10 protein-coding genes and 1 tRNA gene are annotated in these 14,632 nt (G+C 59.6%); 3 read left to right on the top strand and 8 right to left on the bottom strand.

The window, feature by feature from the left end; genetic code table 11:
- Positions 1 to 56 precede the first annotated feature (56 nt).
- The 3 genes from KSY82_RS06790 (at position 57) to KSY82_RS06780 (ending at position 2,226) form a co-directional block, all read left to right on the top strand.
- Positions 57 to 1,070, top strand: a complete 1,014-nt coding sequence (locus KSY82_RS06790) for a polyprenyl synthetase family protein (protein WP_035137766.1) — start codon at positions 57 to 59, stop codon at positions 1,068 to 1,070.
- A gap of 138 nt (positions 1,071 to 1,208) precedes the next feature.
- On the top strand, positions 1,209 to 2,114 hold the full coding sequence (locus KSY82_RS06785; protein WP_022094145.1) for a peptidoglycan-binding domain-containing protein: 906 nt from the start codon (positions 1,209 to 1,211) through the stop codon (positions 2,112 to 2,114).
- A 37-nt stretch (positions 2,115 to 2,151) separates the two neighbouring features.
- Positions 2,152 to 2,226 (top strand) — tRNA-Gln (locus KSY82_RS06780).
- Between the two features lie 342 nt (positions 2,227 to 2,568).
- Here KSY82_RS06780 and KSY82_RS06775 read toward each other — a convergent pair.
- The 8 genes from KSY82_RS06775 to acpS form a co-directional block, all read right to left on the bottom strand.
- Positions 2,569 to 4,752: a hypothetical protein gene (locus tag KSY82_RS06775; RefSeq protein ID WP_217750739.1), complete on the bottom strand. Its 2,184-nt coding sequence runs from the start codon at positions 4,750 to 4,752 to the stop codon at positions 2,569 to 2,571.
- A gap of 184 nt (positions 4,753 to 4,936) precedes the next feature.
- A complete protein-coding gene (locus tag KSY82_RS06770; protein ID WP_217750738.1) occupies positions 4,937 to 6,826 on the bottom strand; it encodes a carbon starvation CstA family protein in 1,890 nt (629 codons plus the stop codon).
- An 808-nt stretch (positions 6,827 to 7,634) separates the two neighbouring features.
- Positions 7,635 to 10,019: a tRNA (adenosine(37)-N6)-threonylcarbamoyltransferase complex transferase subunit TsaD gene (tsaD, locus tag KSY82_RS06765; protein ID WP_217750736.1), complete on the bottom strand. Its 2,385-nt coding sequence runs from the start codon at positions 10,017 to 10,019 to the stop codon at positions 7,635 to 7,637.
- Complete coding sequence (gene tsaE / locus KSY82_RS06760; protein ID WP_117735673.1) at positions 10,006 to 10,512, bottom strand: tRNA (adenosine(37)-N6)-threonylcarbamoyltransferase complex ATPase subunit type 1 TsaE; 507 nt, start codon at positions 10,510 to 10,512, stop codon at positions 10,006 to 10,008. Before tsaE ends, tsaD begins: the two co-directional genes overlap by 14 nt.
- 12 nt (positions 10,513 to 10,524) lie before the next feature.
- Positions 10,525 to 11,145: a uracil-DNA glycosylase gene (locus KSY82_RS06755; protein WP_217750735.1), complete on the bottom strand. Its 621-nt coding sequence runs from the start codon at positions 11,143 to 11,145 to the stop codon at positions 10,525 to 10,527.
- An 8-nt stretch (positions 11,146 to 11,153) separates the two neighbouring features.
- Positions 11,154 to 12,299, bottom strand: coding sequence for an alanine racemase (gene alr, locus KSY82_RS06750; RefSeq protein ID WP_035137770.1), 1,146 nt, complete (start codon positions 12,297 to 12,299; stop codon positions 11,154 to 11,156).
- Between the two features lie 2 nt (positions 12,300 to 12,301).
- On the bottom strand, positions 12,302 to 13,918 hold the full coding sequence (locus tag KSY82_RS06745) for an NAD(P)H-hydrate dehydratase (protein WP_082222952.1): 1,617 nt from the start codon (positions 13,916 to 13,918) through the stop codon (positions 12,302 to 12,304).
- Positions 13,919 to 14,458: a holo-ACP synthase gene (acpS, locus tag KSY82_RS06740; RefSeq protein ID WP_006235843.1), complete on the bottom strand. Its 540-nt coding sequence runs from the start codon at positions 14,456 to 14,458 to the stop codon at positions 13,919 to 13,921. It lies immediately after the preceding gene.
- Positions 14,459 to 14,632: the final 174 nt, after the last annotated feature.

Raw genomic sequence — 14,632 nt, 5'->3', positions numbered from 1 at the left:
GCAATATGTTGTCTGCATATTGCATCAATGCAACCTCAGAAAGAATGCGAGAACCCGTGTCCAGTCCGTTTACCAGCTTTTTAGCCCAACACTTTGACCAGATTAACGACTATCTGGCCACGTTCTTTGACGGACAGGCGACCTCTGCCGATATCGAGCGCTACCTGTACGCGCCGCTCTCGGCTTTTACGGCCAACGCCGGCAAGCGCCACCGCCCGCTTATCTGCATGCTCGCCGCAACCGCAGTGGGCGGCAGCTTTGAGAGCGCCCGCAGCGCCGCGGCAGCTATCGAGCATTTCCAGTCGGGCGCGCTGATCCACGACGACATCGCCGACAACGGACAGCTTCGTCGAGGCAAGCCCTGTATGCACCTTACCGAGGGCACGGGCCTTGCCATCAATTGTGGCGACCTGGCGCTCACCATGGTCACCAAGACGGTTCTCGACGACCCTACGCTGGAGTCCGACGTGAAGCTGCGCGTGCTCCACGAGCTTACCGAGATGATCGTCCGCACCATTGAGGGTCAAGCACTCGACCTGGGTTGGGTCCGTGACGGGCGCTTTGATATCTCGGTTGATGACTACCTGGACATGGCGACGCACAAGACCGCGTTTTACAGCGGAGCCACGCCGCTTGCCGCCGGAGCCATTATCGGCGGCGGCAGCGATGAGCAAATCGGAGCGCTGCGCGCCTTTGGCCTACACACAGGCCTTGCCTTTCAGATTCAGGACGACCTGCTCAACCTTGTCGGCACTAAGGAAGCCGCCAACAAGGACTTCCGCACCGACATCACCGAGGGCAAGCGCACGCTTGTCGCCGTACACGCCCTCTCTGATGAGCGCCACCACGACGAGGTCGAGGCGATTCTTTCCTCGGGCACCGATGATCCCGCGCAGCTCGCACGCGCCGTGGAGATCTTCCAGGAGACCGGCTCTATCGATTACGCCCACACTTACGCGCTCGACCTGACCGCTAAGGCCAAAGCGGCCATCGAGAACGTTGAGCTTGATCCGCACGCACGCGAGCTGTTCCTCTCCATGGCAGATTTCTTTGTGGAGCGCCTTAACTAACGGGGGTTATAAAACCTGTCAGCAGCGTATTTAGGCACAACTTGCTACACTGTTGAGTGCATGTTTATGCATCCCTTTGCGTTGTCTATCCGACAGACGCTCAAATAGTACGAATGGTACGCCGAAAGGGGTTCGTTCATGGAACCTATTACAACGGGCATGCAAGGAGCAGCCGTCGAGGACGTGCAGTCTCGTCTCCTGCAGCTCGGCTACACGATTGATGCCGCCGAAGTCACCGACAAGTACTTTGGAGCCACCACTGAGCAGGCCGTCAGCACCTTCAGGCTCGACAGCGGCCTTGCTGCCGGTCATGCCGTCGATATCCCCTGTTGGAGCGCCCTTGTAGACGCTTCGTATAAGCTGGGCGACCGCACCCTCTATCTGCGCATGCCCAATTTCCATGGCGCCGATGTGCAGGCCCTGCAGCGCGCTCTCAACGTTTTGGGCTTTGCCTGTGGCGAAGACGACGGCTACTTTGGTCCGCATACCGAGGCCGCCCTGCAGCAGTTCCAGGAAAATGTCGGCCTGTTTGCCGACGGCATGGCCTTCCAGGACACCTACGCCTACATCAACCGCCTGCACCATGTGTGGGAGGGCAAGCCCTCGGTCACCGAAGCCGAGTCCCGCATCGGTTTTGCTCGCGCCGCCAACGTGCTCGAGCGCTTCCAGATTGCCGTTATCGGCGAGGACCCCATCGCGCGCAGTGTTGCGTCGCGCATGTGGAATATCGCCACGGCAACGACCGACAACAGCGGCATGATGCTCTGCGACTCCGAGGTCCCAACCGACGTTGACCTGGTGCTCGAAATCGCAAGCGACGAGCTGCCCGCCGACGCCGCACCGCGCGCCACGATTGCCCTCGCCGAGTGTCACAACCTGGCCCAGCGCATCCGCACTGCCAATGTCGCCGCGCAGCAGAAGCCGGCTCGCATTCGCATTGAGCTCACGGGCATGACGCGCTACAACGGCACCTTTACCGCAAGCGACGCGCAGACCCTCGCCGTCCGCCTTCTCGATGGCGTTTGCGATGCCCTGGCAGATTAGGTAAACTAAACGAGTTGCTTTGGGCAACACCACACATTGGGACGTAGTTCAACGGTAGAACTCCGGTTTTTGGTGCCGGCTGTTGGGGGTTCGAATCCCTCCGTCCCAGCCATTAAAATTGAGCGCCCTGAGCCCATAAAGGCCCAGGGCGCTTTCTTGTGGGCAAGCGGAGGGATTCGAACCCGCAAGGGTGCGGAGCTGAGGAAACGCGAAGACGCCCCAAGCCCATTAGGACCAAGAGCGCCTAACATCAAGAAAATATCAGCCCAGTTCCGAAAAGCGAGCCGCATGCAACAACCAGGTAACCACAGGCCCCGGGAGAGCGGGGACACCGGCTTAGGTTTATCGCGAGTTCCGCACGAACAGGAGGCCACTTAATGTGGCCTCCGTCGTGAGCAGGACTGTAGAGCAGGAAACCTAAGCCGGTGTCCCCGCTCTCCCGGGGCCGAACGCCCTAGTTGTTGAGCATGCGGTCGAAGCTTCCCGAGTCGCCATCCCGATAGTCTGCGGTCATCAGAATCTCCTGCGGAATGCGCCCGCCCTCGCGCAGCACGTTGCGGAACTGCACGCGCGTAACCATGGGCAGATCCTTGATCGTCGCCGCCAGGTTCTGCGGCACGCCCTGGTTGGCAGCCGCGGGCTCGCACTCGCCGCCGGCCTTCACGCGACGCTTATGCTCGGCGAGCATGGCACGGTACATGCCGGCATGCAGGCGAATCTCAACCACATTGGCATTGCGAGCCTGCTCGACAATGCGCGCGCCCTCGCGATCGATGTCGCCTACGTAGTAGACGTAGTTAAAGCGATAGCCAATCTCAGCCAGATAATCGTCCAGGGCATGCGAGACGCTCGCCTTGCATCCGCCGCCAAAAATCACACCGCCCACCTTGATGCCAAAGAGCTTGGCGTGCTTGCGGCCACGCAGCAGCTTGACGATCTCGTCGTAGGTGTCCAGGTTCTCGACCATAATGAACGGCTTGTCGGCGCCCAGCGTAAAGAAGCCCGTAAAGTGCACGGGGCGATTGGGGGCGACCTTGATCGCCTGCATGCTGATGCCCTTTTCGGTCATACGCCTGATCAAGCGCTCACCGTGCTTGCCGTCAAAAGCCTTCTCGTCGTTAAAGATCTGGTAGGCACGCTGGCGGCGCGAGGCAACCGGCGTATCGGCACCTCGGTTCTGCTCGATCCAAGCCTGGATGATTGCGATTTCCTCGGCAATCTTGCGGTTGGACATCTCGTTGTGCTGAGTGCGCTGCGGAGCCTTTTTGCCGTCCTTGCCCTCGACCTTTACGATCTGTGTCTGCTGCTCCTTGATCTTAGAGAGCGCCGTAGGCGTAGGGACAACCTTGAGCAGCTGCCTGCCTAAAACGCGGGCAAGGGCAAACGCCGAGACCTCGCCGTGGACGGACGACTTGGGCTGCTGGGCAGCAGTATCTGCTGCGGCAGACTCCGGCTTCTTCTGAGACTTGCGCTTAGAATCGCCCTGGGAATTGCGCTCGTGCTTCGGCATAGACGTCTGCTTCTGCGGACGAACGAACTTGCTCTCCTTCGCCGGCTGGCGCTTAGGCTGCCCCGAAGAAACCTCGGCCTTCGCATCCTCGTTCTGCGGCGTGGTCTTCTCGGTTGCAGTCTCGGCATGGGAACTGCGGCCCCCACGATGGCGACGGCGGCGAGGCTTGCTCGACGCGCCCTGCTCCGCCTGCTCATCAGTAGGCTGCTGGCCCTTGGCCTCGGCATCAACCTCAAGCTGCGGCTCAACAGGCTTCTGCTCGCGAGCCGCCGGCTCAACGGTCTTCTCGTCCTTCTCGCCCTGAGTGGTCGAAGCCGGCTCGCTCTTCTCCTGACGCCTTACGGGATACGCGCGCCCCGCAAAACCACGTCCGGGACGGCATGAACCCGGAGCCTTCTTGGCAGACTCCTCAACATCGTCTGCAACCTCAGAAGACTCTTCAACCTCACGCGCGGCATCCTGCTGTGCAGCCTTAAAGTGAGCACCGCGACGGCGCTTGGGCTCTTGGGCCTCCACGGGCTTTTGCTCCTTCGTGGGCTTCTGCGACTCGGCAGCAACCTCGGTCTCAACAGCCTCGGCATCCGTCTCACCCTTTTGAGCAACGGCGCGACGGAAGCGCTCCTGCTGGGCGCGGCGCTGCGCATCGCGCTTGCCACCCCCGCCAAAACCGCCGCGTCCTGCCTTGGCCGTAAAGGCACGCACGACGTTCTCATCGAGCAACTCATCGGTATCGACATGCTCACGCGGAGCAGTTTCTTCCACAGCAGGCACGTCAGCGGAATCCTCGACGACAAAATCCTCGACGGACTCGGCAGGCTGCTCCTGGGCATCGCGGATCTCGGCATTGATGGTATAGAACGCCGGGCGCCCGTTAATGCCGCTACCCTCGATCTTGGTCACGATATTTGCCGCGATAAGTTCATCGCGCATCGCCTTGGTGTCACATTCCTTATCGACGGAGCGGAAAATTTGCGCCAGCGCACTCGACTTAATCTTGAGCGCCTTGCGGCAGAGCAGGTCGTAGGCAACCAGCTTGGCACGCTCGGCAGAAAGCGACGTCTGGCTGCTCAGACGTTCAGCCAGGGCATCGACATTATTTTGGTTATCGGAATATACCGTCTTGGCCACGGGGCCCCTTTCATATGTACACATATACGTCTATATGGTACAACGCGCGCCCTTATCCACGCAAAACATCTGCGAGAACACTCGAGCGTCACCCGCTTTTGCATGAAAAAAGGACCGAGCCCGCGAAGTCGCGGACCCGGTCTTTCCGAGTCATATAGATGTGACGTTCAACTCGTCAGGTCGACTAAGCCCTGGCGGCCTCGGCGTCGGCAGGAGCCTCAGCGGCAGCGGCGCGGCCGTACTCGGCCTTGCCCATCTCGGACCACTCGGGCTCCTCGTCGGGCATGGAACCGGCCTCCTTGCCGAAGAGCTCCTTGAGGCAGTTGACGGCGACGATGAGGCCCAGGACCATCAGCAGAACGGCGAAGACAAGCTGCAGGCCCTTGGTGGCGGCGACGGAGACGGCGGCCGTGGTGGCGGTAGCCGGGATGGTGCCGAAGAAGCCGTAAGCCTGGACAGCGGCCATGCAGCCCATGGCGCTCTGGACCAGCGAGGTGAAGGTGCAGCAGAGCAGGAAGACGACGGGCACGTATAGCATCCAGCCCTTGCGGCCGGTGCACTTGCAGAACACGGCGAGGGTGATCATGGTCATGCCGCCGAGCAGCTGGTTGGAAGCACCAAAGAGCGGCCAGATGTTGGCATAGCCACCAAAAGCGAGGGCGAGACCGGGAAGCAGGGTGACGACCGTGGCGAACCAGGGGTTGCCGAGGACCTTCATGTAGCCGGCCTTAGACTCGATGGCCAGGGCGTCGTTGGTCTGGGCAAAGAACTCGGAGAACGAGGTGCGGGCGATGCGGGCGACGGCGTCGAGCGAGGTCAGGGCCAGAGCGGAAACGTTCATGGTCATAAAGACGGTAGCGAGCGTGCCGTCAACACCGAAGGCCTGCATACCGCGGGAGATGCCAGCGGCGAAGATCTGGAACGGGGTGGAAGCGACGCCGGCGTTGAGGGCGCCGGTACCGGCGGTGTTCATGTCGGAGAACATGATGCCGGCGACGATGATGGCAAGGATGCCGACGAAGGACTCGACGATCATGGCGCCGTAACCGACCTTGACGGCGTCCTGCTCCTTCTCGACCTGCTTAGAAGAGGTGCCGGAAGAAACGAGGCTGTGGAAACCGGAGAGAGCACCGCAAGCGACGGAGACGAACAGGACCGGGAACATCATGCCGGAGGCAGTGGAGAAGCCGGTAAAGACCGGAGCGGTGATAGTGGCCTGACCGTTGACGCCCAGGACGACGATGCCGAGGACAGCGCAGACGATCATGACGATCATCATGATGGAAGTGAGGTAATCGCGCGGAGTCTTGAGCATCTGGATGGGCATGGCGCCAGCGAAGACCAGGTAGACCATGACGACGGCGAACCACTGGAACTTATCCAGGTAGACCGGGAACTGCATACCGACGGCGAACATGAGAACCATGAGGATAACGCCGGTGACGAACTCGGCAGCGCCGGTGAGGTTGAACTTCTTCTGGGCCCAACCAAAGGCGATAGCGACGAAGGTGAACAGGATGGAGATGGTACCAGCGCAGCCGGCGGCATAGGACTTGGTGAAGTCGATGGCACCGGTAGCAGCACCAGAAGCGTCAACGGCCGGGGTGAACATGAACGTCTTGCAGACCATGTCGGTGAAAGCGGCGATGACGATGATGCAGAACAGCCAGCAGAACAGCAGGAACAGGCGACGGCCGGTCTTGCCGATGTACTTCTCGATGAGCTGAGCGAGCGACTTGCCGTTGTTCTTCATCGAAGCGTACAGGGCACCAAAGTCGTGGACGGCACCAAAGAAGATGCCGCCGACGAGGACCCAGAGCACGACGGGCAGCCAGCCAAAGGCCATGGCGACGATCGTACCCGTGACAGGGCCAGCACCGCAGATCGAGCTGAACTGGTGCGAGAACGCGGTGAAGGCGGAGACGGGCGAGAAGCTCTTGCCGTCCTTCATGCGCTTGGCCGGCGTGAGGGCCTCTTTGTCAACGCCCCATTTGTTGGCCAGCCATCGGCCATAGCCCAGATAGCCGCAGGCGAGCACCGCCGCGGCCACAACCATGAGCAAAACTCCGTTCATTACATTTCCTCCTCTAAAAAGAACTTCCTAGACATAAAAAATGAGGGCCGTCGGTTGCGCTCGACGGCCCTCATCTTTATCAGCCGCCCGTTATCGTACGGGCTAGCTGTATGTGCTAACCCGCATCAGATAATTACTACGCTGATAATGTTTAGCTGATGTGTGAACATGCCTAAGAAATCCTCTTCAATCATGATGTGAACGATCCGTGCGTGTTCACATCCCCCAGTGGTTGAAAAGGAGTATGAAACTTTAGTTACCTAAAGTCAACGCAAATATGTAATGAATTTTCAACTTTTTTGAATTTCTCGGTATAAAACGCCACTGACCTCGGACTTTACCCAACAAAAGTTTTTGCATGAGAGATGCCCCCGAGAGCGGCGGGAGCCGGGCGGCGCATGTGAACTTTCCTGCTCTACAGTCCTGCGCAAGACGAAGGCCACATTAAGTGCTTTCCTTTGCGTGCGGAACTCGCGATAAAGTTCACATGCGCCGCCCGGCTCCCGCCGCTCTCGGGGGCTCCCATCCCAAATGCGGAGCAAAGCTCCGCATACCATCTTTTTCTTTCAGCTAAAGCACGCCGGAAATTCGACGCTGGCTTGTTAATCTTGCTGGACGTTGTCGACGCCAAACCAGCTCGGAAGCTATATCGATACAGGAAGGTCCCCGGCCGGAGGGGCCGGATATAAGGTTTATCGCGAGTTCCGCACGCAAAGGAAAGCACTTAATGTGGCCTTCGTCTTGCGCAGGACTGTAGAGCAGGAAACCTTATATCCGGCCCCTCCGGCCGGGGACCGCGCCTTTGCGGCTACAGCGTCATGTTCGGATCGGCGTCGACGTCGAACGGCGAGATTTCTCCTCGGTCGAATTTACGGCGGGCGACCTCCGCGATCATGGCGGCGTTGTCGGTGCATGCCGAGAGAGGCGGCACCGTTACGCGGATCCCCTGACGCCCGAGCTTCTTGATCATCATCTCGCGCAGATGCGGATTGGCCGAGACGCCACCACCGATGCAATACTCCTTGCACCCGGTGGCATGCAGCGCGTTCTTGGCCTTCTTGTACTGAACGTCAAAGACTGCGGCCTCAAACGAAGCCGCCAGGTCGGGCAGATGAATCGTGCGTCCGGCCTTGGTCTCCTGCTCGATGTAGAGCGTCACCGCCGTCTTGAGACCCGAAAGCGAGAAGCGATAGTCCCCCCTGCTGTTAAGCGCACGGGGGAAACCGATCGCCTTGGGGTTGCCCGTCTCGGCAAGCTTGGAGATGATGGGGCCGCCGGGATAGCCCAGGCCCAGCGCCTTTGCCACTTTGTCAAAGGCTTCGCCCGCGGCGTCGTCGAGCGTCTCGCCGAGCACCTCGTAGTCGCCCCACGCCTTGACGTGAACAAGCATGGTATGACCGCCCGAGACGAGCGTGAAGATAAACGGCGGCTTGAGATCGGGCTGCGCCAGCAGGTTGGCAAACAGGTGGCCCTCCAGATGATTGACACACACGAGCGGTTTACCGGCAGCATAGGCAAAGCCCTTGGCGAAGGCGACGCCCACCACCAGAGCACCCACCAGGCCCGGACCCTGTGTCACGCCAACAGCGGCGAGTTCGCTCGGCGCGATGGCTCCGCCCTCAAGACCAAGCGATGCCGCGGCATCCTCGAGCGCCGCGTCCACGACGCTCACGATAACCTCAACGTGCTTGCGCGAAGCGATCTCGGGCACTACGCCGCCAAAACGGGCATGAAAATCGATCTGCGTCGAAACCTGATTGGCCAGCATATTACCGTCCGCATCGATAATCGCCACAGCCGTCTCATCGCACGAACTCTCGATGGCAAGCACCAGGCGGCGACGCTCAATTTCGGCGCGTTCCTCAACGGTTCGCTCGGGTGCAGGTAGCGGCCATACACGCTGCTCAGCCGCCGTCGGCTCGGGCGAAGCGTTGTCGACCGGGAGCACCAAGGGCAGCGGCGCCGTCATGACAATGGCATCTTTGCCAACACCGTAGTAACCGCGGCGGCAGCCCGCCTCGGTAAAGCCCAGGGAGGCATAGAGTGCAATAGCGCCCTCGTTGCCGTCCTCGACCTCGAGCGAAGCCGTGGTGCAGCCGAGCATCTGGGCATCGTAGCTCACGTGCGACAGCAGCTTGCGGGCAATACCCTCGCGGCGATGCTTCGGATCGACGGCAACATCCAGAATCTGCACGTCCCCGTCGACGACCATGCCGCCGGCAAGACCCAGCAACTGACCGTCGTCGTGCGCCACCCACCAGCTACGCGGAGCGGCAACGTCCTCGCCCAGCTCGGACAAGAACATGCCCGGCGTCCACGCCTCGTGTCCGGCGCCTTCAAAGCAGGCGGTCTCCAGTGCGCTCGCGCCCTCGGCATCCGCCGCGCCCATGGGGCGGAATTGCAGATGACGCCCAGCGAGCTCATCGGCAACACCCGTAATTTCGCTCTGCGCACTCTCGGCAAGACCAAGACGCTTGCGCTCGTTTTCCTCGGCATCCGAAAGGCGCGTGTAAATCGGCAGGACGCGAGCCGGATCGCCGTCACCCGCAGCGTGCGCCATCAGCAGGCCCTCGCCCGAGGGCCACCACAGGCCTCGCTCCACGCAGCGTGCCGTCTCGTCCTCACCCAGCAGCTTGCCATAACGCACGAGACCGTCACCAGTTAGCTGAACCTGATCCCAGCCCGCGGTCTGACGCCACTCATCAAGCGCCACGGCGGCCTTGACCACGCGCTCGCGCTGAAACAGACGCTCGGGACCCTCATCGACCAGCATATACAGCGCCGGATATACCTCACCGCGCATAGCATCGGCCAAGATACCAAGCTTGCCGCGCACGCCAGCCTTCCACGCCGTCCAAGCGCAGGCGTCGAGCGTCGACACGCCCAGCAGCGGAACATTGGCACCACGCGCGAGGCCCTTGGCAGTGGAGATGCCGATGCGCACACCCGTAAACGACCCCGGGCCGCGGCCGACCACGTAGTAACCAACATCGCTGCGATCCAGACCGGCTTGAGCCAGCACGCCATCAACGGTATTCACGAGCTCAACGTTGGCGTGACGGCGACACATGTGGTCGCCACTCACGAGCTTCGTCTCGCCCGTCTGCCCATCAATCCAGCTTGCCGCGCAGGCAAGCATGTCGGTCGAGGTATCGAGCGCCACCACCAGCGCGTTGTCGTTATGCAAGCTCATCTTGTACAGCCTTATCAATCAAATGGGAAAGCTCCATTGCGCGGTCACCGTGTGCCTCGAGCGTTATCGTTCGCACATCGCTGTCGCCCTCATCACGCTTGAGCGTCACCGAAAGATACTCATCCGTCAGCTCGTCCTGGAATTGTTCGCCCCATTCCAGCAAGCAAGCACCCTCATAGCCCAGCACATCGAAAATGCCCGTATCCTCGAGCTCGTAGGCATGCTCCAGGCGGTATAGATCAAAGTGAAACAGCGGAATACGACCTTGATCGTGAACGGCCATGAGCGCAAACGTAGGGCTCGTAACCATATGCTCATCGCCCAGCCCGCGCGAGACGCCCTTGGTAAAGTGAGTTTTGCCCACTCCCAGGCCACCGGTCAGGATGAGCACATCGCCGTCCTCAAGGCACGGTGCAATTAGCTCGCCAAAGTACTCCGTATCGGCAGCGCAAGTCGTTTTGTAAGTACCTACCCCCAGGCGCTCCAGGGACATATATGCTCCTTATTATTCCGAGGCGTCCTCTGGTGCGGGATGTCGCTCCAGATAGTCGCCCAGCATCTTAAAGTCTTCCTCCAGCAGCTCCTGCCACGCCGGATTGCGCAGCGCTGCTGCCGGATGGAACGTGGACATTACTACAAAATGCCCCATCTGGTGGAACCTGCCGCGCAGCTTAGTAATGCCAATCTCGGTCTTAAGCACAAAGTGCGTCGCGGGGTTGCCGAGCGTCACGATAATATCGGGCCAGATGCTTCGAATCTGCTCACGCAAAAACGGCGAGCAAGCCAGCACTTCCTCGGGACGCGGATTGCGGTTTCCCGGCGGGCGGCACTTAAGCACGTTGGCAATGTAGACGTCTTCGCGTTTGAGGCCCGCCAGCGACAAAATGCCGTTGAGGTCCTCGCCTGCCGCCCCCACAAAGGGCTCGCCCTGCAAATCCTCATTGCGGCCCGGCGCCTCACCAATAAACATCACGCGAGCGCGGGGGTTTCCCACGCCAAACACGATATTGTGACGCGACTGGTAGAGCTGGCAGAGGTGACAATCGCCCAGAACGGCCTCAATTTCCTCGAGTGCGACCTCACGTGGTGCCTGATGGGTATGGCCGGGGATGTGCATGACGCCCATAGCGGCTCCTACACGTAGACCTTGTCGAGACGCATGCCAAAGCCGCAGGCGACCTCGTAGTTAATTGTTCCGCGCAGTCGGGCCATCTCGTCCATAGTGATCTCGGCATCGCCATCGCGGCCGACAATGATCATCTCGTCACCATACTCGGCCTCGGGAATCTCGTGTGCCGGGTTGGACTGAATGGCGACCATAAACTGGTCCATGCAGATATTGCCAACCTGATGCACACGCTCGCCGCGATACAGCACATCCATACGATTGGAAAGCGTACGCGATAGGCCATCGGCATAACCGATCGGCAGCGTGCAGATCTGAACGCGCGTACGCGGTACGCGGTAGGTAAAACCGTAGCCCACGCCCTCACCCATCGCAGGGTGTGCCACGCGCGTCACACGCGCATGGACGCTCATAACGGGATCAAGCTGCATCACGCGGCCACTCAGCTCGCACGGCTGCATGCCATACAAGCCAACGCCGGCGCGGATCATATCAAAATGCATCGAGGGGTCGAGCATCGAGGACGGCGTGTTGGCGCAGTGCACGATACCGCACTCAAAACCCGCATCCTTAATGGCCTGAACGGCCTCGGTAAAGCGCTGACACTGCAGCTTGTAGTCCCAGCCCGAAGGTTCATCGGCCGTGGCGAAGTGCGTAAATACGCCGTCGCACTGAATACCGCGATGGAAATTTATACCGCGGACAAAGTCGAGCACCTGCGTGTAGTGAACGCCGATACGATTCATGCCCGTCTCGATGGCGAGATGATACTTGCCCACTTTGCCCGCCGCGACGGCACATTCGCCATACGCAAGAGCAAAGTCAGACGTATAGACCGAAGGCATGATATCAAACTCGAGCAACGTCGGAATGGCCTCGATAGGCGGCTCGCTTAGGATGAGGATGGGTTTCGTAATCCCGCCCTGTCGGAGCTCAACGCCCTCGTTAACCGTCGCCACGGCAAACATGTCGGCACCGGCCGAATACATGATCTTGGCGCACTCAACAGCTCCATGGCCATAAGCATCGGCCTTGACCACGCAGCACAGGCGCTGACGTGGATTCAGCAAGTTCTTATAGGCCCTCGTGTTGCGACGGAGCGCCCCGCGGTCGATCTCGACCCAGGACCAGCGCGTCAAATCGGCTTTATTCATGATTAGTCATCCGACCCTTCGTCCATGATTCCCAGATCTTCGAGCGCATCCTTTGCCGCCAGTTCCATGGCCGGACCGATCAAGTCGATAAGATCGGTCGCGATGACGCTCTTCTCACCATACTCCGTCGCCGCGGCAAAACCGGCGTAGCTGTGAAGTGCGACGGCGTACGAATACAGCAACTCCCAACGATCCATCTCGTCGCGCATGGTGGCAAGCGTGCCGGCCAAAATACCCGCGAGGACATCACCCGAACCGGCAGTTGCCAGAGAAGCCGGACCCGAGAGCGGCAGCAGCACACGCTCAACGCCACAGATAGCCGTCGTCGGCCCCTTGGCAATGACCACCAGATTGTCAGAGCCTGCAGCCCAGACAACCTTCTGCGCGGCTGCAATCGCAGTACCAAGGTCGTTCACCTCGTCACCGGCAACCAGACGCGAAAGTTCACGATAGTGCGGCGTCATAACCAACGGCTGCTCGCGACGATACATCTCGGGATTACTATCAATACCGTCAATGGCAATCTTAGCAAGGCAGTTGAGTGCATCGGCGTCCAAGATAAGCGGCACATCAAGCTCGAGCAAGCCCGAAACCACCTGCATAGCGCCGGCAGATGTCGTCATACCGGGACCGCACAGTACACAGCTGTACTTCTTTGCAATCTCGCACACAGTCATGCGCGCAGCGGCGCCAAAGGAGCCGCGGGAATCAGACGGAATAGCAAAGACGGGAATCGAAGGAAGTGCCATGCGAATAAGATTGGCGCAGGCGTCAGGAGCCGCGACTGCCACGTAACCAGCACCCGCGCGAGCTGCAGACTTGGCCGCCATAATGGCAGCACCAGGATATTGCGCAGATCCGGCGACAATAAGCACAGAGCCACGGGAATACTTATCGATATTCGTAGGTAATGGGGCAAAGTAATCAACTAAGTCACCGGGCTCGACAATCTCGGCGGCGTGGTCGACATCATCGATGACCTCGTCAAGACGGTCGTAAAGATTGCCGCAGATCAAATCGCCAGCATACTCAGGACCATCAGCGCTATACAGACCAATCTTGGGCGCAATCATCGTCACCGTATGCTCGGCACGAATGCAGTCGTCATCAACAACGCCCGTCTCGGCATTCAGGCCCGAGGGAACATCAATGGATACGACACAATCGGCGCATTCATTGACCGTAGGAATCCAGATGGAGAACGGCGCACGCAGATTTCCGTGGAAACCGGTACCAAAAATGGCATCGACAACAACATCGGCCTTATCGATCAAAACCTCGAGTTCGTCACGCGAGGGGCCGACGCAAACGTGCACATCGCGGCCGGCAGTACGACGAGCAACATGACGTGCCAGAGCAGCAGGAATCTCATCCGGCTCAACCGGAGAAACGATATCCACGTCCACACCCTTATGGCTCAGGATATCGGCGGCAACCCAACCGTCGCCGCCATTATTACCAAAACCGACCAGAACGAGAACCCGATCGGGATTGAGCTTCAAGACCTCGTTGGCGGCAAACTCACCCGCTAGCTCCATAAGCTCGGCCTTCGAAGTCCCTTCGCGTTCGATGATATCCTCGAGACGAACGACTTCTTCGGTACTCAAAACCGGTTTCATCTATGCTCCTAGCGTATCTTGCGAAGCATCGCCCAGGTGCTCCGTCAATGCTGAATTCTGCAGCTGCTCAAGCTCATCTAAAACAGAGCGAGCCTCTTTAAATGTCTGCGCTACGCGTTTCTTGGTGCTCACCTTTTCCTCTTTTGGCTTAGGCCGAGCATCTTCGGTAATCGCGATGGCATTCGCAACGGCCAAGTCTCCTGTAAGCGTAATGGAAAGAGCGACCTCAACAACACCCAGTTCTTGAGCGATCTCGAGAGCACGGCCCGAAAGCAGCGCCTTCGGTTTGCCGAGTTTATCACGCGTAACCGAAACATCCTTGCGACCCACGCCTTGACTAAAACCCGTGCCGAGAGCTTTAAGTACCGCCTCGCGCGAAGCAAAGCGGCTCGCATAGTGAGCAGCGGGACGCGATGATGCATCGCAATACGCACGCTCTTCTTCGGTAAACACACGCCGAGCAAACGACGGCGTCTTTTCAAGAATTGATTTCATGCGGGAAATCTCGACGATATCAACGCCGATACCAGCTTCAGCCATGTTCACCTCCATATCGCACAGACTAAGTTATTGTAGCCCGTTCGCAGAAGATGCGACAAACGAGGGTTATAAAACACAGCTACTATGTGAGACAAAAGCCCGTAAACGCAAAAAAGGGTGAGGCCGCGAGGCCTCCCCCTTCTCAGTTCAAGCGCACGGCTCGGTGCCGTCCAC

This window comes from Collinsella aerofaciens (assembly GCF_019131995.1).
In the GTDB taxonomy this organism is placed as follows: Bacteria; Actinomycetota; Coriobacteriia; order Coriobacteriales; family Coriobacteriaceae; genus Collinsella; species Collinsella aerofaciens_S.
Note: the sequence above shows the minus strand (reverse complement) of the source record. Positions and strands in the feature narration are given on the sequence as shown.